Annotated in this window: 26 protein-coding genes and 1 pseudogene; 12 read left to right on the top strand and 15 right to left on the bottom strand. The window is 63.1% G+C overall.

Annotated features, from left to right (window positions below; genetic code table 11):
* The first annotated feature begins 15 nt into the window (after positions 1 to 15).
* Both P3T25_RS24050 and P3T25_RS24045 read left to right on the top strand, forming a co-directional pair.
* A complete protein-coding gene (locus P3T25_RS24050; RefSeq protein ID WP_429359092.1) occupies positions 16 to 1,332 on the top strand; it encodes an NAD(P)/FAD-dependent oxidoreductase in 1,317 nt (438 codons plus the stop codon).
* Between the two features lie 106 nt (positions 1,333 to 1,438).
* A complete protein-coding gene (locus tag P3T25_RS24045) occupies positions 1,439 to 2,119 on the top strand; it encodes a TetR family transcriptional regulator (RefSeq protein WP_097396063.1) in 681 nt (226 codons plus the stop codon).
* 88 nt (positions 2,120 to 2,207) lie between these two features.
* Here P3T25_RS24045 and P3T25_RS24040 read toward each other — a convergent pair whose 3' ends face one another.
* Genes P3T25_RS24040 through aroQ form a run of 3 tightly spaced genes read right to left on the bottom strand, consistent with a single transcriptional unit; the run spans position 2,208 to position 4,982 of the window.
* Positions 2,208 to 3,578 carry an MFS transporter gene (locus tag P3T25_RS24040; protein ID WP_154558527.1) on the bottom strand — a complete coding sequence of 457 codons (1,371 nt, stop codon included), beginning with the start codon at positions 3,576 to 3,578 and terminating at the stop codon, positions 2,208 to 2,210.
* Between the two features lie 46 nt (positions 3,579 to 3,624).
* On the bottom strand, positions 3,625 to 4,530 hold the full coding sequence (locus P3T25_RS24035) for a shikimate dehydrogenase (RefSeq protein ID WP_429359091.1): 906 nt from the start codon (positions 4,528 to 4,530) through the stop codon (positions 3,625 to 3,627).
* Complete coding sequence (gene aroQ / locus P3T25_RS24030) at positions 4,527 to 4,982, bottom strand: type II 3-dehydroquinate dehydratase (protein ID WP_154558529.1); 456 nt, start codon at positions 4,980 to 4,982, stop codon at positions 4,527 to 4,529. Before aroQ ends, P3T25_RS24035 begins: the two co-directional genes overlap by 4 nt.
* Positions 4,983 to 5,302: 320 nt before the next feature.
* Here aroQ and P3T25_RS24025 point away from each other — a divergent pair, with 320 nt between their 5' ends.
* The 3 genes from P3T25_RS24025 (at position 5,303) to P3T25_RS24015 (ending at position 8,143) form a co-directional block, all read left to right on the top strand.
* Complete coding sequence (locus P3T25_RS24025) at positions 5,303 to 7,186, top strand: bifunctional sugar phosphate isomerase/epimerase/4-hydroxyphenylpyruvate dioxygenase family protein (RefSeq protein ID WP_429359090.1); 1,884 nt, start codon at positions 5,303 to 5,305, stop codon at positions 7,184 to 7,186.
* A gap of 207 nt (positions 7,187 to 7,393) precedes the next feature.
* The gene (locus P3T25_RS24020; RefSeq protein WP_097396058.1) at positions 7,394 to 7,726 is read left to right on the top strand and encodes a hypothetical protein; all 333 of its coding nucleotides are present in this window, start codon (positions 7,394 to 7,396) and stop codon (positions 7,724 to 7,726) included.
* Between the two features lie 156 nt (positions 7,727 to 7,882).
* Positions 7,883 to 8,143: a hypothetical protein gene (locus tag P3T25_RS24015; RefSeq protein ID WP_154558531.1), complete on the top strand. Its 261-nt coding sequence runs from the start codon at positions 7,883 to 7,885 to the stop codon at positions 8,141 to 8,143.
* Between the two features lie 19 nt (positions 8,144 to 8,162).
* Here the strand turns inward: P3T25_RS24015 and P3T25_RS24010 are convergent, their stop codons facing one another.
* From P3T25_RS24010 to P3T25_RS23985, 6 genes and pseudogenes are all read right to left on the bottom strand, one after another.
* Positions 8,163 to 8,492: a hypothetical protein gene (locus P3T25_RS24010; RefSeq protein WP_093645319.1), complete on the bottom strand. Its 330-nt coding sequence runs from the start codon at positions 8,490 to 8,492 to the stop codon at positions 8,163 to 8,165.
* 12 nt (positions 8,493 to 8,504) lie between these two features.
* Positions 8,505 to 9,272, bottom strand: coding sequence for an AraC family transcriptional regulator (locus P3T25_RS24005; RefSeq protein WP_154558532.1), 768 nt, complete (start codon positions 9,270 to 9,272; stop codon positions 8,505 to 8,507).
* A gap of 132 nt (positions 9,273 to 9,404) precedes the next feature.
* The gene (locus P3T25_RS24000) at positions 9,405 to 10,700 is read right to left on the bottom strand and encodes an FAD-dependent oxidoreductase (RefSeq protein ID WP_429359089.1); all 1,296 of its coding nucleotides are present in this window, start codon (positions 10,698 to 10,700) and stop codon (positions 9,405 to 9,407) included.
* Between the two features lie 122 nt (positions 10,701 to 10,822).
* A pseudogene (locus tag P3T25_RS23995) lies at positions 10,823 to 11,092 on the bottom strand ((2Fe-2S)-binding protein); the annotation flags it as partial.
* Positions 11,085 to 12,212 (bottom strand): NAD(P)/FAD-dependent oxidoreductase, encoded by a 1,128-nt coding sequence (locus tag P3T25_RS23990; RefSeq protein WP_171927414.1) that lies wholly within the window; start codon positions 12,210 to 12,212, stop codon positions 11,085 to 11,087. The gene P3T25_RS23990 and the pseudogene P3T25_RS23995, both read right to left, overlap by 8 nt.
* Positions 12,209 to 13,165, bottom strand: a complete 957-nt coding sequence (locus P3T25_RS23985; protein ID WP_429359142.1) for a 4-hydroxyproline epimerase — start codon at positions 13,163 to 13,165, stop codon at positions 12,209 to 12,211. The genes P3T25_RS23990 and P3T25_RS23985 overlap by 4 nt, the downstream gene beginning before the upstream one ends.
* Before the next feature lie 347 nt (positions 13,166 to 13,512).
* Here P3T25_RS23985 and P3T25_RS23980 point away from each other — a divergent pair, with 347 nt between their 5' ends.
* Positions 13,513 to 14,418 carry a dihydrodipicolinate synthase family protein gene (locus P3T25_RS23980; protein ID WP_168435563.1) on the top strand — a complete coding sequence of 302 codons (906 nt, stop codon included), beginning with the start codon at positions 13,513 to 13,515 and terminating at the stop codon, positions 14,416 to 14,418.
* A gap of 62 nt (positions 14,419 to 14,480) precedes the next feature.
* Here the strand turns inward: P3T25_RS23980 and P3T25_RS23975 are convergent, their stop codons facing one another.
* On the bottom strand, positions 14,481 to 15,200 hold the full coding sequence (locus P3T25_RS23975) for a response regulator transcription factor (protein WP_171927409.1): 720 nt from the start codon (positions 15,198 to 15,200) through the stop codon (positions 14,481 to 14,483).
* Positions 15,201 to 15,609: 409 nt separating this feature from the next.
* On the opposite strand from P3T25_RS23975, the gene P3T25_RS23970 reads away from it, so the two are divergent.
* On the top strand, positions 15,610 to 16,911 hold the full coding sequence (locus tag P3T25_RS23970) for an MFS transporter (RefSeq protein WP_429359088.1): 1,302 nt from the start codon (positions 15,610 to 15,612) through the stop codon (positions 16,909 to 16,911).
* Positions 16,912 to 17,054: 143 nt separating this feature from the next.
* A complete protein-coding gene (locus tag P3T25_RS23965) occupies positions 17,055 to 18,647 on the top strand; it encodes an MFS transporter (RefSeq protein ID WP_429359087.1) in 1,593 nt (530 codons plus the stop codon).
* 211 nt (positions 18,648 to 18,858) lie between these two features.
* Here the strand turns inward: P3T25_RS23965 and P3T25_RS23960 are convergent, their stop codons facing one another.
* From P3T25_RS23960 to P3T25_RS23940, 5 genes are all read right to left on the bottom strand, one after another.
* On the bottom strand, positions 18,859 to 19,131 hold the full coding sequence (locus P3T25_RS23960; RefSeq protein ID WP_154566769.1) for a hypothetical protein: 273 nt from the start codon (positions 19,129 to 19,131) through the stop codon (positions 18,859 to 18,861).
* A 64-nt stretch (positions 19,132 to 19,195) separates the two neighbouring features.
* The gene (locus P3T25_RS23955) at positions 19,196 to 19,627 is read right to left on the bottom strand and encodes a DoxX family protein (protein ID WP_154566770.1); all 432 of its coding nucleotides are present in this window, start codon (positions 19,625 to 19,627) and stop codon (positions 19,196 to 19,198) included.
* A 253-nt stretch (positions 19,628 to 19,880) separates the two neighbouring features.
* A complete protein-coding gene (locus P3T25_RS23950) occupies positions 19,881 to 20,345 on the bottom strand; it encodes an RbsD/FucU family protein (RefSeq protein WP_168435985.1) in 465 nt (154 codons plus the stop codon).
* A gap of 133 nt (positions 20,346 to 20,478) precedes the next feature.
* Positions 20,479 to 20,739 (bottom strand): hypothetical protein, encoded by a 261-nt coding sequence (locus tag P3T25_RS23945; RefSeq protein WP_429359086.1) that lies wholly within the window; start codon positions 20,737 to 20,739, stop codon positions 20,479 to 20,481.
* Positions 20,740 to 20,768: 29 nt separating this feature from the next.
* The gene (locus P3T25_RS23940; RefSeq protein WP_429359085.1) at positions 20,769 to 21,137 is read right to left on the bottom strand and encodes a nuclear transport factor 2 family protein; all 369 of its coding nucleotides are present in this window, start codon (positions 21,135 to 21,137) and stop codon (positions 20,769 to 20,771) included.
* A 292-nt stretch (positions 21,138 to 21,429) separates the two neighbouring features.
* Between P3T25_RS23940 and P3T25_RS23935 the strand changes: the two genes are divergently transcribed.
* The 4 genes from P3T25_RS23935 (at position 21,430) to P3T25_RS23920 (ending at position 23,779) form a co-directional block, all read left to right on the top strand.
* Positions 21,430 to 21,801 carry a type II toxin-antitoxin system RelE/ParE family toxin gene (locus tag P3T25_RS23935; RefSeq protein ID WP_429359141.1) on the top strand — a complete coding sequence of 124 codons (372 nt, stop codon included), beginning with the start codon at positions 21,430 to 21,432 and terminating at the stop codon, positions 21,799 to 21,801.
* On the top strand, positions 21,798 to 22,100 hold the full coding sequence (locus P3T25_RS23930; RefSeq protein WP_054039070.1) for an addiction module antidote protein: 303 nt from the start codon (positions 21,798 to 21,800) through the stop codon (positions 22,098 to 22,100). The genes P3T25_RS23935 and P3T25_RS23930 overlap by 4 nt, the downstream gene beginning before the upstream one ends.
* A 176-nt stretch (positions 22,101 to 22,276) precedes the next feature.
* Positions 22,277 to 23,155 carry a helix-turn-helix domain-containing protein gene (locus tag P3T25_RS23925; RefSeq protein ID WP_429359084.1) on the top strand — a complete coding sequence of 293 codons (879 nt, stop codon included), beginning with the start codon at positions 22,277 to 22,279 and terminating at the stop codon, positions 23,153 to 23,155.
* Positions 23,156 to 23,248: 93 nt separating this feature from the next.
* Entirely contained in the window at positions 23,249 to 23,779 is a 531-nt protein-coding gene (locus P3T25_RS23920) for a GNAT family N-acetyltransferase (protein ID WP_154566773.1), read from the top strand.
* Positions 23,780 to 23,811: the final 32 nt, after the last annotated feature.

The following is a 23,811-nucleotide window of genomic DNA, read 5'->3' as shown; positions in this document are numbered from 1 at the left end:
TCTACTCTTAGCCCTATGCAAAGCTTTTACGAAGCCACCATCACCCGCGCTGCCGGGCACTCATCCGCTTACGCGCCGCTAACCGGCCGGCGGAACGTCAACGTCTGCATCATGGGCGGCGGCCTCGCGGGCTTGTCCACGGCATTGGGACTCGCCGAGCGGGGCATCACCGACGTCGCCGTGCTCGAAGCCGAGCAGGTGGGTTTCGGCGCCTCCGGCCGCAACGGCGGCTTCGTGTTCGGCGGCTACAGCCTCGATTGCGCGGATCTGCTCAAAACCCTCGGGCCGGCCCGTGCCCGCGAACTCTATGCACTGACAACCGACGCCGTCGATCTGATGAGGCAACGTATCCAGCGCTACCGCATCGATTGCGACGTGACCGATGCCGGCGTGATCCTCGCCAACTGGTTCGACGAACCTGCAAGGCTCGACACGCAGCGGCGTCTGATGCGCGATTCGTTCGGTGTCGAGTGGGAACCCGTGGCGCCCGCGGAGCTCGCTTCACAATTGAAAACGAGCCGTTATCACGGCGGCCTGTTCGAGCGCAATGCGTTCCACTTCCATCCGCTGAAATATGTGCTCGGTGTCGCGGGCGCCGCGGCCAACGCGGGCGTGCAGATTCACGAGAAATCGCCCGTTGTGCGCTTGCAGCGCAGCGGCGCCCGGCGCGACGGCGCCGGCTTCGTGGTGCATACGCCGCAGGGCGCGCTCGAAGCACGCCACGTGGTGATGGCCGGTGGCGGCTATGCGCGCAACGTCTATGCGCAGGTCGAACGCGCGGTGCTGCCAATCGCTACCTACGTGATGGCCACCGAACCGCTCGGCGCCCGCCTGAAAGACGCGATGGACACCCGCGCCGCCGTCTACGACACCCGCTTCGCCTTCGACTATTACCGTCCACTGCCCGACACACGCATCCTGTGGGGTGGCCGCATCTCGGTACGCGACCGCGCGCCCGACGACATCGCGCGGCTCTTGCGGCGTGATCTGTTGAAGGTCTATCCGCAGTTGCACGACGTGCGCATCGAGCACGCCTGGGGCGGACTGATGAGCTACGCGCGGCACAAGATGCCGCAAATCGGCCGCAGCACGGACGGCGTCTGGTACGCGGTCGGTTTCGGCGGCCACGGCATGGCGCCCACCACCGTCTCGGGCGAATTGCTGGCGGCGGCCATCTCCGGCGAACGGCCGGTGCCCGAGGCATTCGCGGCTTTCGGCCTGACGCGCACCTACGGCGCGCTCGGTCTCGCGGCCGCGCAACTCACCTACACCGCGATGCAGACGCGCGACGCGCTCGCCGCCCGGCGCGCCTCGACCCGGCCGACGCGGTGACGCTATTCGCTAGCGGGCTCAATACGCCGCCGCTTATGCCCGAGACCCGCTCCGGAGGCTGGTTTCAGCATGCTAGAATGCGCCGTCATCGCCGCTCGAATACACAATGAAAAAGGGAAGCAAGGCCGCCGAGCCTGATACCAACGGCATCGCGTCCGACACCCGACGCAAGTACGATCCGGAACAGACGAAGCGCAACATCCTCGACGTCGCGACGCAGGAGTTCTCCGCGATGGGGTTGACCGGTGCGCGCGTCGACGCGATCGCGGAGCGTACGAACACCACCAAGCGCATGCTGTACTACTACTTCGGCAGCAAGGAAGGGTTGTACCAGGCCGTGCTGGAAAAAGTGTACGGCGACATTCGCGCGCTCGAACAGGATCTGCACGTCAGCGAACTCGATCCGATCGAGGGCATGCGCGCGTTGGTCGAGTTTACATTTGACTATCACGACCGCCAGCGCGATTTTGTCCGCCTCGTGACGATCGAGAACATTCATGGTGCGAAGTACGTCGAGCAGGTGAAGAGCTTCAAAGGCCGCAACGTCACCGTCATTCATACCATCGAAGATCTGCTCTCGCGCGGCATCGCGGCAGGACTGTTTCGCAGCGACGTCGATGCGATCGACCTGCACCTGATGATCAGTTCACTGTGCTTTCACCGCGTCGGCAATCGCCATACCTTCGGTACGGCGTTCGGCCGCGATCCGTCGCACCCGCGCTTGCGCGCGCGTCATCGCGCGATGATTGTCGACGCCGTGCTGCGTTTCGTGCGCAAGGAAGACTGAGGCAAGCCTGAAACGAAAAAGCGGGACCTGGTGCTAGCCAGGTCCCGCTTTTTTACTCAATGAAAGCCGTTCGAACGATACGTGCTGTTCAGTCCACCAGCACGATCCGCTTGATATCGCCGACGATAAAGATGTACGACAGCGCGCCGATCAAAGCGATCGCGCCGATGAACACAAGCGCGCCGACAAACGAACCGGTTGCCGCGACGATGAAACCCACCACCAGCGGCGTCACAATGCCGGCCAGATTGGCCGCAAAGTTGAAGATGCCGCCAGTCACGCCAAGCAGGCCATCCGGCGCAATGTCCGACACCAGCGTCCAGCCCAGCGCCGCCATCCCCTGCGCGAAAAACGCCACCGACAGAATCGCGATCACCGCCACATTGCTCTCGACATAGTTGGCGAGAATGATCGTCGAGGCGAGCAGCAAACCAGCGATGATCGGCAGTTTGCGCGCCACGTTCGGCGACTTGCCGCGCCGCAGCAGCCAATCGGAGAAGATGCCGCCGAACATCACGCCGATCGACGCGGCAATGAACGGCATGATCGCGAAGAAGCCGATCTTCAGCCATGCCATATGCCGTTCGGTGGCGAGATACGTCGGGAACCAGGTGAGGAAAAACACGAGTGTCGAGTTACCGGCGAACTGACCAAGGCAGATGCCGGCCAATTGACGATGCTTGAGCAGGCGTCCGATGGTGCGCCATTCGAAGCCGCTCTTCTCCGATGCAGCCGGTGCGCCGGAAACATCGGCGTCCTTTTTGCTGTGCGTCAGACCGCCGCCTGCTTCGATATAGTCGAGTTCCGCCTGATTGACGGACGGATGATCGTGCGGCTCGCGATAGAACAACCACCAGATCACACCGAACACAAGACCCACGCCGCCCACCACGTAGAACAGCGAACGCCAGCCGAACGCGCCCATCAACATGAACAGAAACGGGCTGAAAAACGCGAGGCCGATATATTCGCCGACCGTGTAGGTGCCGGTCGCCATCGCGCGTTCGCTCTGCGGAAACCATGTGGCCACCACGCGGCTATTGGTCGGAAAGCATGGCGCTTCCGAGACGCCGAGGCCGAGCCGGAACACGAACAACGCGCCGATACCATGCACGAGCCCTTGCGCGAGGGTGCACAGCGACCAGAACGTCATCGACAGGAAATACGTGAGCTTGCTGCCGAAACGGTCGAGAAACAGGCCGCCCGGAATCTGCGAAGCCACGTAGCTCCACGAGAACACGGAGAACAGCAAGCCCATGAGCGCGGCGTTGATGCCGAGTTCCTTGGTCAGCTGCGGTGCCGCGATACCGAGCACCGTGCGGTCCAGATAGTTGATCATTGTGCCGACCGCTAGCAGCGAGAGAATCTGATAGCGGGCTTTCGAGCGGCGCGCGGTGCTTACCGTGGCAGCCGTTTGGCGGGTTACCTCGGCGGGCGTGGAATGAATGGGTTGTGGCATGGCGTCTCTGTCTCCTCGGTCGGGTTACGTACCGGATATGTATGGCTTATGTACTACTGGCCTGGCGTTGCAACAAGGACTGGAAATGCGTGTACACGCGCTCGGCGTCAGGTTCCAGACCCGTGAAGATGCGCATCGCGTCGACCGCCTGATATACCGCCATCCCGCCGCCGCTCAGCGTGCGGCAGCCGAGTTCTTCGGCGGCCTGCAGCAGCGCGGTGCGGATCGGGAAATAGACGATGTCCGCCACCCACAAATCGCGGCGCAGCAATTCGACCGGCAATGGCAAGCCCGGCAATTTCGCCATGCCGGTGGGCGTCGCGTGAATCAGGCCGTTAGCGGCGGCGAGCGATTCTGCGAGCGAGCTGCCGGCGCTGACGGTAGAGGCGGGGAAACGCTTCTGCAATTCCGCAGCGAGCGATGCGGCGCGCTCGGCGTCCACGTCGAATAGCGTGAGCGTTTGCGCACCCATGGTCAACGCGGCATGCGCGACCGCTGCGCCCGCGCCGCCCGCGCCCAGTTGCACGACGCGCGCGAGCGATACGTCCGGCAAGCCGCGTTGAAACGCACGCGCGAAACCGGACCAATCAGTGTTGTGGCCGATACGTTTGCCGTTCTTGAATAGAACCGTATTGACCGCGCCGAGTGCGCGCGCGTCGTCGGAGAGTTCGTCAAGCAGAGGAATGACGGCCTGCTTGCAGGGATAGGTAATGTTCAGTCCGTTGTAGCCCATGCGTTCGGCGGCGGCGAGCAAATCGGCGAGCGCCGTGATGTCCAGCTTCAGCGCCTCCAGATCGATGCGCCGATACACATAGTGCAGACCCAGTTTGCTGCCCTCTTCCTCATGCATCGCGGGGCTAAGCGATCCGCCGATGCCCGAACCGATCAGACCGACGAGAAACGATTGCGGGCTCGCCTGAGCGTTTGCCTGTGTGTTCGCTTGTGCGTTCATTTGGCCGCCCTATTCTTAAGGATGACCGCCATCCGCTCCAGAGCGAGCACATAGCCCTGCGTGCCGCAACCAACGATGATCGCCTCGGCCACCGCCGACACGTACGAGTGATGCCGGAACGCTTCGCGGCGATGCACGTTCGAAATATGCACCTCGATGACGGGCTTTTCGATCGCAGAGAGCGCGTCGGCAATCGCCACCGAGGTATGCGTGTAAGCCGCCGGATTGATCACGATGCCATCAACCTTGCTGCGCGCCGCATGCAGCCAGTCGATGAGTTGGTGTTCCGCATTCGATTGGCAGAAATCGACCGACAGATCCAGCCGCTCGCCCGCGTCGCGGCAGAGCTGCGCGACGTCGTCGAGCGTTTCCGAACCATAGATGGCCGGCTCACGCGTGCCGAGCAGGTTGAGATTCGGTCCGTTGAGGACCAGCACTGAGGCAAAACTCATGACGACTACTCCTGCAAAAGTAAGGCATAAAGCGGGCCACAGCACGCGCCGCGGCTCTACAACGTAAGCGCAGTGTGCGCGCATTGCCCGCAATCGTCATTCGGGGTTTATACGAATTTGTACCATCTAGTTAGTTTGTATAGACTGTCGGGAAATTCCGCTAATATGGGCACTTCTGGCCTGCGCCCTGCTGGTTGACGGTAACTAGCTAGACCATTTTTCGCATTGCAGCATAGCGAACCGCAAGACATGCGGACGCCGTACAGCGGCCGCTTGGCGCTGCCCCAATAGCCGTTTCATTGTTTTTGCAGGAGCCGTTCATGCAACGTTCGATTGCCACCGTGTCGATCAGCGGGACCCTCGTCGAAAAGCTGACCGCAATCCAGGCGGCGGGCTTCGAAGGCGTCGAAATCTTCGAGAACGACCTGCTGTATTTCGACGGCTCACCCGCCGACGTGCGGCGCATCGCCGAGGATCTTGGCCTGAAGATCATGCTGTTCCAGCCTTTCCGCGATTTCGACGGAGTAAGCCCGGAGCGCCTCGAACGCAATCTGGATCGGGCGAAGCGGAAGTTCGACGTGATGCACGAACTGGGTACGGACCGGATTCTGGTGTGCAGCAACGTCTCGCCCGACACCATCGGCGACGATTCGCTCATGACCGACCAGCTCGGTGCGCTGGCCCGCGCGGCCGAAGCGGCCGGCGTGATTGCCGGCTATGAGGCGCTCGCGTGGGGCAAGCACGTCAAGACCTACCGCCACGCGTGGAAACTCGTCAACGCGGTCAATCATCCGAATCTGGGGCTTGTGCTCGACAGCTTTCATACGCTGTCGCTGAACGATACGGTGGACGCGATCGCCGATATTCCGGGCGATCGCATCGCCTTCGTGCAGATTGCCGATGCGCCGAAGCTCGCCATGGACGTGCTCGAATGGAGTCGCCACTACCGCTGCTTCCCAGGTCAGGGCGATTTCGATCTGGCAGGCTTCACCGCGCAGGTCGTGAAAACAGGCTATACAGGGCCGCTTTCGCTCGAAATTTTCAACGACGGTTTTCGCGCCGCGCCGACCGCCATCACCGCGGCGGACGGCCATCGCTCATTGCTGTTCCTCGAGGAACAGACGCGGGCACTGCTTGAATCCACCCAGCAGCCGGTCGGCGAACTCTATCGATCGCCCGCTGCGCCCGCGCACGTCGGCTATCAGTTTCTCGAGTTCGCCGTCGACCACACTACCCGCGCGCATCTCGTCGACTGGCTCGGCAAGCTGCGCTTCCGTCAGGCCGGCCAGCATCGTTCGAAAGATGTGACGCTGTTTCAGCATGGCGCGGCGTCGATCGTGCTGAATGCCGAACCGGATTCATTCGCCAATGCTTTCTTCCAGCAGCATGGTTTATCGCTGTGCGCGTCGGCGTTTCGCGTGGATGACGCCAATCAGGCGTTCGAGCGCGCCGCCGGGTTCGGCTACGCCCCGTTCTCGGGTCAGATCGGCCCGAACGAACGCGTCCTGCCGGCCGTGCAGGCGCCCGACGGGAGCCTGAACTATTTCGTCGACGAGACACCCGACCAGCCCACTCTGTTCGAAGCCGATTTCGTGCTCACCGACGTCAACGGTCCGACCGAAGTGGGGCCACTCACGCGCATCGACCATGTCTGCCTGTCTGTGCCGGCGCCTTCGCTGGATACGTGGGTCCTGTTTCTGCGGACCGCGCTCGGCTTTCAGGCCGAGCCTGGCGTACTGGTGCCCGACCCGTACGGGCTGGTGCGCAGCCGTGCGCTGCGCAGTCATGACGGTTCGGTGCGAATCGTACTGAACGCCTCGGTGGATCACCACACGGCAGTAGCCGAGGCCTTGCACACCTATCACGGCTCCGGCCTGAATCACGTCGCGTTCAGCACCGGCGATATTTTCAGCGCGGTTCCCGAATTCGTCGCCGACGGTCTGCCGGTGTTGCGCATTCCGCGCAATTACTACGACGACCTCGCCGCCCGCTATGCGCTGCCGGACGAGACCCTCGAGGCGCTGCGCGCGCACAACATTCTGTACGACCGCGACGAACGCGGTGGTGAGTTCTTCCACGCTTACACGGAACAACTGGATCAGCGCTTTTTCCTGGAGATTGTCGAACGGCGTGGCGGCTACGACGGTTATGGCGCGGCCAATGCGGCCGTGCGGCTCGCGGCGCAGGCTCAGCGCCGCAAGTAGGAGTTTGCGGCCGGTAATGCCGGTGGGCGATGGTTTGCGGTTTGCGGCCGGCGAATTCAGACAGATCGGGCACGGCCCATGCTGCATCGGCTCAAGCGGGCGCGCCGCACCGATATAATGGCGGTTGATCCGCGCCCCGCGCCGCGCGCACTCTGCCCAGTGCTGGTGTGGCGCGTACCGTCAGCCGAATGAAACGCCAGGAGAGATATGAAGAAGTTTGCCGTAGTCCTGTCAGTTCCCCTGCTTCTCAGCGCTTGCGCGTACTTCCAGAAGAATCCGGATGCCGGCGAGCCCGTTACGGACACCACCACGCAGCGCTCGGTCAACGACGTAGTCGCCTGCCTGACGCAAGTGGCGACCAGTCACAACGCCGCGTTCAAATCGACCGAGATCCCTCAGGGCCAGATGCTCGATTTCGGCGATTCGAATATCGTCAAGGTGCGCAGCGACAACGGCGCGACGACTTATCGCTTCTACGCGGGCAAACGCCACGTGAACAATCTGTGGATTGAATCGGCGAGCAAAACCTGCGCGCCGTAAGGTAAGCACGGGTAACAATCGGCCAGGTGTAACGGTCGGTAACTTGTGCCGGCGCAATCATAGTGTCACGGTGTTACATCACAATAGTGTCTTAAGAATCGTTTAAGACTTCATCCGCATGATCCGTCCGACACTATCCCGCACAAGGTGCGCTTCATGAACCAACCCGATCACAACACGAACGACACGCCCGCACCGGCGAAGCGGCCCACGATTCTGCGTCGCTTGCTGAGCCACCACGAACTGGCAACGCTGCTGCTGTTGCTGCACGCGCCGATCGACGCATCCGCGAAACCCGAGATTCCGCAGCTTCACGAAGCCGGCCTGATCGAAACGGTCTCCGGCGACGCAGGCGACTCGCATATCCGTCTGACGCCCGAAGGCAACGCAGTGTTGCGCGGACTCGGCGTGAAATAAGGCGCGTTTTACATTTTACTTACGCCTGCCACACGCCGTACCCCGCCTCGCGTAGTCCAATCGCCAATTCCACTTCCATATCCTGTGCGCCGCGGTAAGGCATCGGATTGTAAACTTCATACAATTCAGGCATGAGGCGCAGGCCGTAATCACGCACATAGCGATTTGCCTGAATGCCGGCCTTGTGCCGGTCGAATCTCAGATCCGGGTCCAATCCCGTCATTCCCACGTACACGCACGGCTTGTCGAACCGGTAATCCGGATTCGCGCGGCGAAAGCGTGCCTCGTTCCAGACGGTGTCGTCCAACGCGACGACGTAGACGTAGTAATGATGCTTGCGACGAACCATGTGTGCGGCGGCTCAGCTTCGCGAGGTTCCGTGCAGCAGCATCCGGTACTCGGTCGGCGTGACGCCGACGGTCGCCTTGAATTGACGCGTAAAGGCGCTGTGATCGGTGTAGCCGCAGAGTGCGGCGACGTCGGTGACCTTGTCGTGTGAAACCAGCAATGCGGTGGCGGCGTCCAGCCGCGTTTTCAGCAGCACCTGGCGCGGCGTCAAATGAAACACTTTGTGAAAGTAGCGCTCCAGTTGCGCCACCGACATATCCGCCATTGCAGCAAGCTGCTTCAGATTCAGCGGCTGCACATAGTTTTCCTGAATGGACTGCACCACTTCAGCCAGCCGGCTGTACGCGGGATGACTGCTTTCGTCCGCTTTCAGGTCGCGGGAGATGCCGGCGAGGCCGACTACCTTACCCGCCGCATCGCGCAACGGCTGCTTGCAGGTCAGGCACCAACCCGGCTGACGGCCGGGATACAGATGCAACTCCAACTGATCGATCATCTGGCTGCCGACGTTGATGATCGCTTTGTCCTGGGCGGTGTAGATACGACCGAAACGGTGCGGGAAGACGTCCTCGGCGGTCTTGCCGAGCAGCGCGGACTTTTCCTTGAAGCCACAGCGCGAAGCCAGCGTGCGATTGACCAGCGCATAGCGGGCATGCGCGTCCTTGACGAAAAACACGACGTCCGGCATCGCATCGAACACGGGCTCGAGCAGCGTGAAATGCGACAGCATGCCGGACAGCGTTGCGTCGTCCGGTTCGAGCGGATGAGCCAGCGTGTTCATCGTGCGGGTTCCGTGGTCGGTGCGGTTGTACGTTGGGTGCGTTCACCCGCGCAACTACACGGGTTGGCACTTGCGGTCGATTATAGGGCCACGCGCTACTGAAAATATCCAGGGGACGAATGGATGGCGGGGTCATTCAGCACGTGACTGCTCCTCGCTGATTGCCATCAACGTGCTGATTTGCGCCGGACTGAAGGGCGGGCGCGGCGCGGCAGGTTGCCAGCCTAAGTACAGCGAAGCCGCGGCGCCGCAGATACGGCCCTGGCATGCGCCCATCCCGCAGCGGGTATGCAGCTTGGCCTCGCGCCAATCCGGATAGGCGCGCACCTCGCCGAGGCTGACGTCTTCGCAACGGCAGAGCAGCGTGGCGTCGTCGGGTGGCGTGCGCGCGGCGGCCTGCAAGGCAAAGGCCGCTTCGACGCGCCTCGCGAAACGCCGCCATCGGGCTCGTTGCGCAAGCAGTGCGGCGGCGTTTGCTGGGCTGCCGCTTGCCGAGCCGCCGCTCGCGGACAGCCCAGCAATCTCGCCTTCCACACCCGCCAGTTCCGCGCCGCCGACGCCCGTACATTCGCCTGCCGCCAGCACGCCGTCGACCGAAGTCCGCTGTTCACCGTCGACGACGATCTCGCCCGCTTCGTTGATCGCACAGCCGAGCGCTTGCGCAAGCGTGATGTTCGGCACGAGTCCATAGCCGCAGGCGATGCGGTCGCAGTCGAGCGTCGACTCCTGCTGGCCGCGCCGGATCGTCACGCGCTCGACACGGCCATCGCCATGCGCTTGCCGGACGATGCTGCCGGTCCAGTAACGCACGCTCGCGAAGCCGCGCGTCATGGCAACGGCTTGCCGCAACTTCGCCGGCTCGCTCAACAATGAGACTCCGAATCGGGCGACCTCAAGCGCCGGGGCCTGCTCCACGACCGCCAGCACCCGCGCCCCCGCTGCACGTGCGGTGGCAAGCGCCGCGATCAGCAAGGGACCGCTGCCTGCAATCACGATCCGTTCGTCGCGTACCGGCATGCCCCCTTTGATGAGTGCCTGCAGCGCGCCTGCACCGGTCACACCGGGCAACGTCCACCCTGCGAATGGCAGTAGCCGCTCGCGCGCGCCGGTTGCGAGGATCAATCGATCGTAGCTGATCGACACACCACCATGCTCAGCCGACTCGAGCAGCAAACCTCGCGGACGCAAAGGCGCGATCACGCGGGCCGACGGCAAAAGGGTTACATTGGTTTGCGTCTTCAAGGCGCCGAGCAGGCCTTGTAACGGCACTTGCGGCGGATGGCCGGGACCTTGCCGCCAGATTTGACCGCCGGCGCGCGGATTGTCGTCGAGCACCGCGACTGAGGCGCCCTCGCGTGCCGCTGCCTGCGCGGCGTTCAACCCGGCTGGACCGGCGCCTACCACGACGATGTCGAAGTGCTGCTTCATCGTTTGTCCGTGGTGGTGGGGGCGTTGGTCCCGCTGGTCGCGGTGGCGACGTTGGTCGCGTTGGTCGCGTTGGTCGCGTTGGTCGCGTTGGTCGCGTTGGTCGCGTTGGTCGCGTTGACAGCATTGGCCGCAGCCGCGGCAGTGCAAACCACCTGCCCATCGCGGCAAAGCGTCTGGCATGCCAACGCATGCGCCCGGCCGTCGATCGTGACGCGGCACTCCTGGCACACGCCCATCCCGCACAACGCGGCGCGCGGCTGGCCGCTGACCGACGTCCGCGTGCCGCCCGCGCCCGCCATGACAAGCGCCGCGGCCACGATCGTGCCCGCGTCGACCTCGACGCTTCTACCGTCGATCGTCAAGTGAAGGCGTGTTGCATCGGCGTCAGTCATGGACCACCTTCTGCGTAAAACGGACCGGCAAGTACGGCTCGGTGGGAATCGGCGCGGTGTTCCCGGTGATCAGCGCGGCAAGCAACTTTGCAGTGCCCAGCGAAGTCGTCACGCCCAGTCCCTCGTGTCCGACCGCAAGCCACACGCCGGGTACAAAATCACCCGCCGGACCGATCAACGGCAGACCATCCGGCGACGCTGCACGAAAGCCGGTCCACGCGCGGATCCCATTGAGCGTCGGCAGGACCGGCAGATAGTGCGCCGCGCGCTGCAGCATCTGGGCGAGCACCGGCATGTCGACGGCGGGATCGGTTGTATCGAACTGGCGCGACGAGCCGATCAGCAACTGGCCTGTAGGCCGCGGCTGCGCATTGAATGCCACCGAGGTGCCGGCCGCGTGATGTGCGCTCTTGATGTAGCCCAGTTCGAGCAGTTGATGGCGAATGAGTCCGGGATAACGGTCGGTGATCAGCAAATGACCTTTCTTCGGTTGCAACGGCAGCGACCGCAGCAGTTGCTGAGCGCCCAGACCATTGGCCACGATCACATGCGCGGCGCTGATGCGCTCTCCGTTGGCCAGCGTCACGCCACGCGCGCTGATCTCGGCGACCTGCGTTCCGAGCCGCACACGGATATTCTCGACTCCTGAAGATTGCGTCAGCAGCCACTCGGCAACCGTGGGCGCATACACGATGCTGTCGTGCTCGATCCGCAAGCCGCCCGCCATCGATGCCGCCAGCACCGGCTCGCACGCCCGCAACGCAGCCGCGTCGAGCAGTTGAGCGGAGACGCCCTGCGCTTCGAAGGCTGCATGCATGATTCGGGCGGCTTGCCATTCCTCATCGTCGGCGGCAACCCATAAAGTACCGCAGCGCGCGAACGCATCGCGCGTGCGCAGGTGCGGCGCGAGCGCCAGCCACAAGTCGCGCGAATAGCGGCTCAGCGCGAACTCCGCGGGCGAGTCGTTCATCACGACGATGTGGCCCATGCCCGCCGCCGTCGCGCCGCCGCCGATGCCCTGCGCGTCGAGTACCTCAACGCGCATGCCGAGCGCGGCCAGCTCCGCCGCGCAAGCCGCGCCGACAATACCGGCCCCGACGATCAACACGTCCGCTGTCATGCCGTGCGGATGCCCCATGCGAACGGGTCGCGCTCGTCGAAACACAAACGCCCTTCGGCCATGATGTGCGCGTGGCCGGTGATGGTCGGAATCACCGAGACGCCATCGCCGGCGTGACGATAGCTCGCCTCGAATACGCTGCCGATGATGCTCTCCTGCCGCCACACCGCGCCTTCGGCCAGCTTGCCGTCGGCGGCGAGGCAGGCGATCTTCGCGCTCGTGCCGGTACCGCACGGCGAGCGGTCATACGCGTTGCCGGGACAAAGGACGAAGCTGCGGCTGTCGATGCCGTCTCGCGAGCCGGGTCCGAAGAGTTCGATGTGGTCGATCAAGGCGCCGTCCGCACCGGCGATGCGCTGCGCGATCAGCGCATCGCGAATTACGGCACTGAACGCGCTCAGCTCGGCGATACGCGCCGCCTCCAGCGAGTGCCCATGGTCGGCGACGAGAAAGAACCAGTTGCCGCCCCAGCCGATGTCGCCAGTCAACATGCCGTAGCCCGGCACGTCCACCTGCACGCCTTGCCGGTAGCGAAAAGCCGGCACGTTGCGCACGGCCACACTGCCGTCCTCGTTGAGCGTCGCTTCGACGACGCCGACCGGCGTCTCGATCCGATGAAGCCCCGGCCCGATCCGCCCCATGTGCGCGAGCGAGACAACGAGACCGATCGTGCCGTGCCCGCACATGCCAAGATAGCCCACGTTGTTGAAAAAGATCACGCCGGCCGCGCACGCGGGGTCGTCCGGCTCGCACAGCAGCGCGCCGACCACCACGTCCGAGCCGCGTGGTTCGGTGACGATGCCAGCGCGCCAGTCGTCGAATTGCGTGCGAAACACGTCGAGACGCTGCGCCAGCGTGCCGCCGCCGAGTGCCGGGCCACCCGACACCACCAGGCGGGTCGGTTCACCGCCGGTGTGCGAGTCGATGATGTCTAGGGTTTTCATGATGCACATGGTAGGAATGCCGGGCGCCGGAGTCTTGGCGCGCATAATCGTGGATTGTGACGATTTCAGCATAGCTCATCTGTCCATCCACGCATGCGTCGGCTATTGAAATCAGGTGGGCGCCGCGTCTGCACAACCTCTATCGAGCGAGGTCAAGAACGCATGTGAGGCCCAGTCAACATGCTTTCGACGTATTTTGCGTCCTATGCTGAAATAGCTGATCCGCTTGGCCTTGCCGGGCATACAAGCACAGCCACTATGCTGAAATCGTCATCCGCCACGCGTGAATCGCGCAAGACGGCAGCATTTTCCCTGCTTACACTGCGCTTCGACTCAACACACTCAGGAGAGCAGTCGTGGCGCATATCTGGGAAGGCGTATTGCCCGCAGTTACCACCAAATTTCACGCGGATTTCAGCATAGACCGCGAATGGACCGGCAAGAATATCGAGGCGCAGATCGACGCGGGTGTGGACGGCATCATCGTGTGCGGATCACTCGGCGAAGCATCGACGCTCTCGCTGGACGAGAAGCTGCAAGTGCTCGACATCGCCGTCGAGGCCTCGCGCGGCCGTGTGCCCGTTCTGCTGACGATCGCCGAGAACAGCACGCTCGACGCATGCCGTCAGGCCGAAGCCGGCAGCCGGCATGGCGCGGCCGGTTTCATGGTGCTACCCGGGCTGCGCTATCTGTCCGACCGGCGCGAAACGCTGCACCATTTTCGCAGCGTCGCCGATGCGAGCGCGCTGCCGCTGATGATCTATAACAATCCGCTGGCCTATGGCGTCGACATGACGCCCGACATGTTCGCGGAAATCGCCGACGAAAAGAAGATCGTCGCAATCAAGGAATCATGCGGTGACGTGCGGCGCGTGACCGATCTGATCAACGTGGTCGGCGACCGCTTCGCGATTCTGTGCGGGGTCGACAACCTCGCGATGGAAGCGATATTGATGGGTGCGCATGGCTGGGTGGCCGGTCTCGTGTGCGCGTTTCCGCGCGAGACGGTGGTGATTTACAAGTTGCTGAAGGCGGGCCGTCTTGAAGAAGCGCGCGCGATCTATCGCTGGTTCGCGCCGCTGCTCGCGCTCGACGTCTCGTCGAAGCTGGTGCAGAACATCAAGCTGGCCGAGACGATCGTCGGGCTCGGTACGGAGCCGGTGCGGCCGCCGCGTCTGCCGTTGGCCGGAGACGAACGCAAGGCAGTCGAAGCGTTGATCCGCCGGGCGATTGAAAACCGGCCGACGCTGCCGCAGGTTTGAGTTGCGGCAAATTGATCCGTAGCCGCTTCCGGCCGCGGCGCGGCCGATGATGTGCCGGTTTGTCAGGCCGCCTGCTTTTCCGCGGCCGCTTCACCTTGCCGCAGATGCAGCAGCCGATAGCCGCTCTTGTAAACGGGTTGCAGCCGGAAGTCGTTTTGCGGCTCGATCTCGAGCAGCAGGCGCAGACGCGACACATGACTGTCGATCGTGCGGGTGAATTCGCGGAACTCACGGCCCCACACCATCGCGAAGATATGGTCGCGCGACATTACGCGGCCAATATTGGAAAAGAACAGCGACGCCAACCGGTATTGCGTGCCCGATAGCGGCACCGGCTGACCGCGCAGCATGACGAGCTGGCGATGCGTGTCGAAATGGTAGGGGCCGACATCGAAGCTCGCGGCGCTGAACCGATCCGGATAGGCGCGACGCAGCAACGCCGCAACGCGCTCGCGGAACTCGCCCGGGCGCAACGGCAGCCCGACATAGTCGTCTGCCCCGCTGGCAAAGGCACGCACCACGCTATCCTCCGACGTCTCGGTCGAAGCGAACAGGACCGGCAGGCGGTCGCCGCCGACCGCGCGCACCGACCTCAGGACTTCGGCGCCGGACAGGCGCGTGCCTTGCCAGTCCAGCACCAGCAGATCCACGGTGGAACGGGCGAGCGCTTTCGACATGCTCAGACCGTCGTCATAGACCATACAGGTATGGCCGGCACTCATAAGAATCTTTTCGATCGACTGACGCATGACGGGGTCACGCTGAAGGATGGCAATGCGCATGGGATGACTCTTAACTGATAGCTCGGACGCGATTCTCAGAGGGACGCCCACTCCTTCACATAGGAGCAATCCTAATTTGCATACCAATCGCCCGACTCCCACACGTGGGCACGGCATTCCTACACCCAACCGCTGCGGCTCGCACAACGCGCAGCCCTCATGGTCCTGCCTGCCGTCGAAAAGGCGCGTCTCGGGGAACTTTTCCCAATCTAATTAAGCACTTCCCGAAGCGACCGGCTTTCATCCTGTAAAATCGCCGCCCTGGCCCCAGTCGTCATCGCGCTTGCCCTATCCGGGCCGGCGCGCCGGTGTCCCGTGCTCTACCCAGCGCTTGCCACACTTCTCGCCCGACGACCGCCGTATTTCCACGCGCTACGTGTGGTTTCCAATTCAAGACAAGACACGAGCAATGCAAGCGACAAATCTGGGTGGAGCGCAGGCTGTCACCCCACGCCCTCTTGGGCGAAGCGATTACAAGACGCTCGGTCTCGCCGCGCTCGGCGGGGCGCTGGAGTTTTACGACTTCATCATCTTCGTATTCTTTGCGCCGGCGATCGGCCAGTTGTTCTTCCCCGCCGCGATGCCCGACTGGCTGCGTCAGGTGCAGACCTTCGGCATCTTCGCGGCGGGCTATCTGGCCCGGCCGCTCGGCGGCATCATCATGGCGCACTTCGGCGACCTGTTCGGCCGCAAGCGCATGTTCACGCTGAGCGTGCTGCTGATGTCGGTGCCGACGCTGATGATGGGCCTGCTGCCCACCTACGCCAGCATCGGCGTAATGGCGCCGGTATTGCTGCTGCTGTTCCGCGTGATGCAAGGCGCGGCGGTCGGCGGCGAAGTGCCGGGCGCATGGGTGTTCGTTTCCGAGCACGTGCCGCAGCGGCACATCGGCTATGCGTGCGGCACACTGACAGCCGGCCTCACGGCAGGCATCCTGCTCGGCTCGCTGATTGCCTCGGCGGTGAACCGCAACTTCGCACCGGCGGAAATCTCCGCCTACGCATGGCGCATCCCGTTCCTGGTGGGTGGCGTGTTCGGCATGTTCTCGGTTTATCTGCGCCGCTGGCTGCATGAGACGCCGGTGTTCGCCGAGCTCAAGCAACGCAAGGCGATAGCCGCGGAAGTGCCGCTCAAGGCCGTGCTGCGCGACCACGGACGCGCCGTGATCGTGTCGATGCTGCTCACGTGGATGCTGTCCGCTGCGATCGTCGTGGTGATTCTGATGACGCCGACGCTGCTGCAGAAGCAGTTTCATATCGCGCCGGCCACCGCGTTGCTGGCGAACTGCGTGGCGACGCTGTGCCTGACGATCGGCTGCGTGATGGCGGGTTCGATCGCCGGCCGCATCGGCGCGGGGCGCACGATTTTCATCGGCGGCCTCGCGCTGGCTGTGACGTACTACGTGATGTTCCAGCAGCTTGCCGTCGATACGTCGGCGCTGGTGCCGCTGTATGCGGTGGCCGGCCTGTTCGTCGGTGTGATCGGCGCGATTCCGTTCGTGCTGGTGAAGGCGTTCCCGCCGGTCGTGCGATTCTCGGGCATCTCGTTCTCGTATAACGTTGCCTACGCAGTGTTCGGCGGCCTCACGCCGATCGCCGTTTCGCTGATGATGAAGTCGAACCCGATGGCCGCGCCGCTGTATGTCGGCGCGATCTGCATTGTCGGGGCATTGACGACGCTGTTTATCAAAGACGCGCCACAAGTGCGCTAGTCGAGCTGTTTCGCAACGGCGCACCGCGTGGTGCGCCGTTGTTTGCATCGGCTCCACGCCCCGCCTTTACGGCAATTCCGGTGACATCGACACTTCACGTCGGACCGAAACATCGTGCGCTGCATCAGCCTACGATGTGTCTCATGAACTCTTCCAATACCCGCCCATCGCCCGCCCTCGGCCGCATTCTCGCGACCGTCAGCGTCAGCGTCGGCTTCGTCGTCACGCAACTCGACGTGACCATCGTCAACATCGCGTTGCCGAAGATCGGTGCGGACCTGCATGCGAATGTCGCGGGCCTGCAATGGGTCGTCGATGCGTACACACTCGCGTTCGCCGTGCTGATGCTTTCGGCGGGCGCGCTCGGGGACCGGCTCGGCACACGGCGCATGTACGCGGCCGGCATCGTGCTCTTTGCACTCGCGTCGCTCGCCTGCGGATTGGCGCTCGATGCCACCATGCTGGTCGTGGCGCGCGCTGTGCAGGGCATCGGTGCGGCCGCCATGCTGCCGAACTCGCTGGCGCTGCTCAATCAGTCATACGGCCGCGATCCGAAGCTCCGTGCGCGCGCAGTCGGACTGTGGACCGCCGCGGGCGCGATTTCGATCGCGGCCGGACCGGTGGTCGGTGGCGTGCTGATCGCGGCATTCGGCTGGCGCAGTATCTTTCTCGTCAATCTGCCGATTTGCGTAGCCGGTTTGCTGGCGACCTGGTTCTGGGTGCCTCGCCCTGAATCCGCACAGAAAAGCGCGCAACGAGCGGCCGCGACTGCGGTTCCCGCTCCGGCCACGACTGGGCGTGAGACGGCGATGAGGACAGGCACTGGGGCTGGAGCTTGGAATGCGGCTGCTGCTGCGACTAAAGGTACAGCATCGGCATCGGATAAAACCGAAGCAATCACACGCGGTATCGATCTGAGCGGTCAGACACTTGCGATCGTCGCGCTCACCGCCTTCGTCGCCGCTGTGATCGAACTGCGGCCGCTCGGGCTAAGCCATCCTCTGGTAGCCGGCGGGTTCATACTCGCGCTCATCGCGACCGGCGCTTTTATCGCAGTGGAATCGCGCGTCGCGGCACCCATGCTGCCGCTCTCGCTATTCAGCAAGCGGACCTTCAATGCCGCGGTGCTGTTCGGCATCTGCGTGAATCTGACGTACTACGGCATGGTGTTCGTGTTAAGCCTGTATTTGCAGCGCGTACGCGGCTATACCCCGCTGCAGGCGGGCCTCGCGTTCCTGCCGTTGACGGGCGGTTTTCTGCTCTCGAACGTGGCAAGCGGCTGGGTCGTCGGACGCTTTGGCGTACGTGTGCCGATGATCGCCGGCGCAATCACTGCGGGGCTCGGCTACGGCCTGCTGCATTTCGTCGATGCGTCTACGCCGCTCGTCGGTTTGCTGCTGCCGTTCCTGCTGATTCCCTCGGGGATGGGCCTCGCGGTTCCGGCGATGACGACCGCCGTGCTGGCCTCCGTCGAAGCGAAGCGCGCGGGCACTGCGTCCGCTGTGCTGAATACGGCCCGGCAAGCAGGTGGCGCAGTGGGTGTAGCCGCTTTTGGCGCGTTGGCGAGCGGTGCGGCTGCCACGCAGATCGTTTCGGGGATGCAGGCCGCGACGGCCATCTCGGTCGGTCTACTGGTGCTCGGTGGAGTAATGGGTTGCCTCGTGCATCCGGAGCCGCACGCGTCGGCCTCGAAACCCTACAAGACTGGTCCTGGGCAAGTTGGTGAACCGCGTTGAGTGTCTCATCGCTTTGCCCGGCGCGAGCCGGCGAATTGGCAAATCGATGAATCGGCAAACCCGCAAACTGGCGAGTCGCACTTAGCGTCTCGCCGCTTCACCGGAAGCGCAAAAAAATGACCCCCGCGATGCTTACACACCGCAGGAGTCTTCTTTCCGCGCTTATACGGCGCCAGCAGGCGCGCTACAACGCGCACTGCCGCCGCGTGACTTACAGCGGCGCTTCCTGAATCACGCCCGTGTCGATCGCGCGCTCGATCAGCCCTTCGTTTTGCGCCTTGGTGATCGCGTCGGCGATCAATTTTTCCGGCTGTTCGATTTCGGCCTTGATCGTGCCAATAAGACCGGATGCATCCAGAACCACCAATGTTTTCGCCGAATCGGCAAGGCTGATGATGACGCGATGCGGCGTAGGCCCTTCGCCGAGACTTGCGCACAACTGCGTGACCTTGCCGCCAATGGTTTGCTCAAAACTTTGAATCATTATTTGCTCCCTTGATTACAGCCACAATCAAAAGCGACCTGCACAGACTACCTCAATTGCGTGATCAGAGATTCAGCCCGCCGCGTGGCGAGCGCGCGCCGTCGATACTGATTCGGCCCGCTCCGGTCACGAACAGCAGCAGGAAACCACCAGCGATACCGATGTTTTTCCAGAAGTGAATCACCATATCGCGTTGCAAAGCGGGATCGGTAACATTCCAGAAATCGTGGCCCAGCACCGCGGCCGCCACGGTATAGACGGCCAGGACGAGCGCGAGCGGCCGGATCTTGAAGCCGACGATCAGCAGCAGGCCACCGAGCGCCTCGACCGCTGTTGCAATCGGTGCGGCGACCTGGACGAGCGGCACACCCTTCGAATTCAGATAGCCGACAAAACCCGCATAGCCCAGCAGTTTCATCACACCGCCCCATAAAAACAGCACGGCAAGGGCAACACGCGCGATGAGGATGACGCCGGAATCGACGGGACGCGTCATGAGGGGCTCCTGTAAATGAATAAGCAGCAGACCCGGCCAGACGGCCGCAGTTCCCCACTTTGCACCTGAGAATAGGTGCGCTGCCCGCCTTTTCCAAGCGTGGGCCGGCACGAACAGCGTAATCCGCGCCGTCTCAAGGGAAGGAAAAAGGTGTCCCAGCGCCCAGCACGTGCCCGATCGTGCACGCCACGGACTGTATCGCCGCCGCGCCTAAGCGCGGGGATAAGATGGGTGTCGTCGCCGTCGTGAAGTGCTATTGCTGCGGCGCATCCGGCGCGAGCAAAACACCCTTCGTAAAGACGAAGCAGCCGTAACCGCGCTCTTCGCCGGTAGCGATCACGCAATAGGCCTTGCGCGCCCGCTCATAGAAAGCGAAACGTTCGACCGAAGCAAATGGCACCTCGCGCCCTTCCGCCGCGTTGATTTCGATCTGCACTTCGCGCTGAACGGCTGGAATCGTATTCGGCTCGCCGACCACTTCCATCCGCGACGCAGGGCGCTCGATGAATGTATCCAGCGGCATCACCGACAGAATCGCGCGAATGGCACGCGGTGCGTTCACGCCATCGAGGCGCAGTAGCTTGCCCAACACCGTCTCCTGCGCGACGGACGCGCCCGGAAAGTTGGCGTCGCAAACCACCAGTTCGTCGCCATGCCCCATCGAGCGTAGCGCATGCAGCACATCGGCATTCAGCAGCGGGTCCAGATTCTTCAGCACGGTGTCTCCTTGAGGTTCGATTGGCGGCCAGCTACCCGGGTTCGAGCGGATTGCCCTTGTGGCTGCCCTTGTGGCGCGTCGCGATCGATTGTAGCAAGACCGTGGCGCACGGTCCGTTGCCGGCGACTCACCGTCAATCCGCCTTTCTACACGATGCGGCGAGCGGCATTCCGCGACACCGCCACCGCAACCATCCGACCAAGGCGAGCAGCACGAGACCCGCGCCACCCAGCACCGGCTCGCGCCAGGCCAGCAACGCAGTGAAGGTGAACGCGCGCGCGCCGGCCAGCAGAGCGAAGCCGGCGATCGCACTGGAGAGCGCGTCGACAACGCCCGACAGGCGCGCGACCGTGAGGACAGTACCGGGAGCCGTGGCGGCAACGGACTCATGCATGATCGTCTCCGTGAAAAAACTGCATGTGGTCAGGTAGCGGCAGGGACCTGGTCGAGGAAACCGGTCACCGCCTGCAGGCGACCGTGCGTGTCGAGCACGCCGAAGTCGGATCCCTTGACGATCGCCTCACCGGCCGGCGTGGTGAGTGCCCACGAAAAACGCAGGCGGTTGGCGAAACCGTCGACTTCCGTCGTGCGGCGAAACGTGTGATGCGGGAAGCGTTCATGCACCGCACGGATCATCGCGTCGATGCCGTCATGGCCCGCGCCTGCCAGCAGCGGATCGCGATAGTCGGCATCGGCAGTCCATGTCGCGGCGATCAGTTCGCGGCGGCGCACTGCATCGGTTTCATTCCATGCGTCGAAGTAACGGTCGATCAGATCGGTATGCGCATTCATCTCAGACTCCTTGATTGGCATGACTGAGCACTACGCTCGGCAGACACGGTGTATGCGGCGGGCTCGGAGTGAAGATTGACGGCTCGAGCGCAGCGCGTCGATTACGTGGGAGGTAAGCATCGGGATGCACCAGCGTGAAGAACCGCGCTTTTTTGCCCACCGGATTGGCCATTCGGCCGAATCGTCACCGGCTGCGTCAGCCGCTAACCTCATGGCGGTTTGGGGGCCGCGCAGTGTCGACTCGCGGCATGTGACGAACTGAATGGGCGCGGACACAAGCCGCTTTTTTAATATGGTTTTCACACTTGCAAGACCGTATCCAACAGGATACACTCATCAACAAATCGGTTCACCGCCTGTGTACACGGTCAAGCGCACCGAGGAATTCGACCACTGGCTTGCCGGCCTCTCAGACTTGAGGGCGAGAGCCAAAATCCTGGTGCGGGTCCGGCGTGCTGAGCGAGGTCATTTCGGCGACGTCAAGCTGCTGGAAGACGGTGTGTCCGAGATGCGCATCGATTGCGGGCCCGGCTATCGGGTCTACTTCGCGCGCGAAGGGCGCATGGTGTTTCTGCTGCTCTGCGGTGGCGATAAATCCACGCAGCCAGCCGACATCAGGCATGCCAAATCAATGTGGGCAGAGATCAGAAAGGAACTGTCATGAGCAAAGTCAAAACCGCACGGTTCGACGCATCGCATTACCTCGATAGCGAAGAGATGATCGCCGAGTATCTCAACGCAGCGCTGGAAGAAGGCGACGCCGACCTCCTCCTCGCCGCGATCGCCGACATCGCAAAAGCACGCGGCATTGCGAAGGTCGCGGCGGACGCTGGACTCGGGCGCGAAAGCCTCTATAAAACACTCGCGCCCGGCTCCAAACCGCGCATGGACACGGTGTTCAAACTGCTGCGCGCGCTGGGCGTCAAACTCAACGCCGTGCCGGAAGGCGTGGCGCCCGCCTGATTCGCGCCTGGCGTGTTGTCGCTTGGGGTAACGCCCTGAATGCGCTGCATATTCGTAGGTGCTCCTACGCTCTCTCGGATATTCCAGGGTATTGCCGGGCATTCCTGGGCATTCCCGGGTATTCCATTACCTGTCAGGTAATGGATCGCTAACGCGCTTTGGCTATCATCGGCAACATGAACACACTCTCTCTTGCACAAACCATCCCGTCGAACAGGTCGACGGCAAGCCGCACGGTCGGCGATCTGCTGCGCGAATGGCGGCAGCGGCGAAGAATGAGCCAGTTGCTGCTCGCCGCTGAAGCCGATATTTCAACGCGGCATCTGAGCTTCGTCGAATCGGGCCGCGCGGTGCCCAGCCGGGAAATGGTCATGCACCTCGCCGAGCGGCTCGACGTGCCACTGCGCGCGCGCAATGCGCTGCTGATTGCGGCGGGTTATGCACCGCTGTTCCGCGAACGCCCTTTGACGGACCCGCAGTTAGCCGCCGCACGCGAGGCAGTTGAGTTGGTGCTCAAAGGTCACGAGCCGTATCCGGCTCTCGCGATCGACCGTCACTGGACCATCATTGCCGCGAACAATGCGCTTGCGCCGCTGCTTGCAGGCGCAAGCCCGGCGCTTCTGAAACCGCCGGTCAATGCGATGAGACTGAGCTTGCATCCGGAGGGCATCGCAGCGTCGATCGTCAACTGGCATGCCTGGCGCGCGCACGCGCTGTCCCGACTCCAGCGCCAGATCGACGTGAGCGGCGACGACACGTTGAGCGCACTGCGCGACGAACTCGCTGCATACCCCGCTCCGCCCGGCGCGGAAGCGGCCGACCACGACGACACCGCGGGTAGTCAGATCGCCGTGCCGTTGCGTTTGCGCACACCGATCGGCGTGCTGTCGTTCTTCAGCACGACCACGGTATTCGGCACACCGGTAGATGTCACACTATCGGAGCTTGCTATTGAAGCGTTCTTTCCCGCCGATCAGGAAACCGCGGCGGCGTTGCGCGAGTTTGCCGCGAGCCAACGTGCCGAAGGCCAAAAAACTGAAGCCGTGAAGCCATAGCAGCACCGCTGAACCGCAGAAACCCGAAGAGCAGCATCGAAAGCAGAGTTGTTCCCGCTTGCAGCACCATTCAAACCACACGGAGAGACACACTTGATCAACAGCGCCCTATTGGTCCGCCAACTCGGTCCGGCCGACCGCGACGCCTACTTTGAGCTTCGCCTGCGCGGACTGAAGGCGCATCCGGAGTCGTTCGGGCAAAGCTACGAGGAAGCGGTGGCCAAGGGTGCGGCGCGGCACGACGCGATGTTGCAGGGCACGCGCGCAGCCGAAGGCGACTTTTTGCTCGGTGCTTATGAATCGGCCAATGCCCCCTTAATCGGCGTGGTCGGATTGCTGCGTAACCAGAGCGACAAGGAACGGCACAAGGCTTCCGTCGTCGGTATGTATGTCGCGCCGGAAGCTGCGGGTCGCGGAGTCGGGCGCGCCTTGCTTAATGAGTTGCTGGCGCGAGCGGCACAGGTAGAAGGTCTACGGCAAATCCAGTTGATGGTGAGTAGCCGCAACGAGGCGGCGCGCAAACTCTATGAGTCGCTTGGCTTTCGCAAATATGGTTGCGAGGTCGACGCCTTGAACGTCGGCGGGGTGTTTCACGATGCCGATCTGATGGCGCGCTTCATGTAACAGCTATTGGGCGCCAATCCTGCTCCCGGGGC

Source organism: Paraburkholderia sp. GAS32 (assembly GCF_050434225.1).
Lineage (GTDB): Bacteria > Pseudomonadota > Gammaproteobacteria > Burkholderiales > Burkholderiaceae > Paraburkholderia > Paraburkholderia madseniana.
This window is presented reverse-complemented; position numbering and strand designations above follow the sequence as displayed.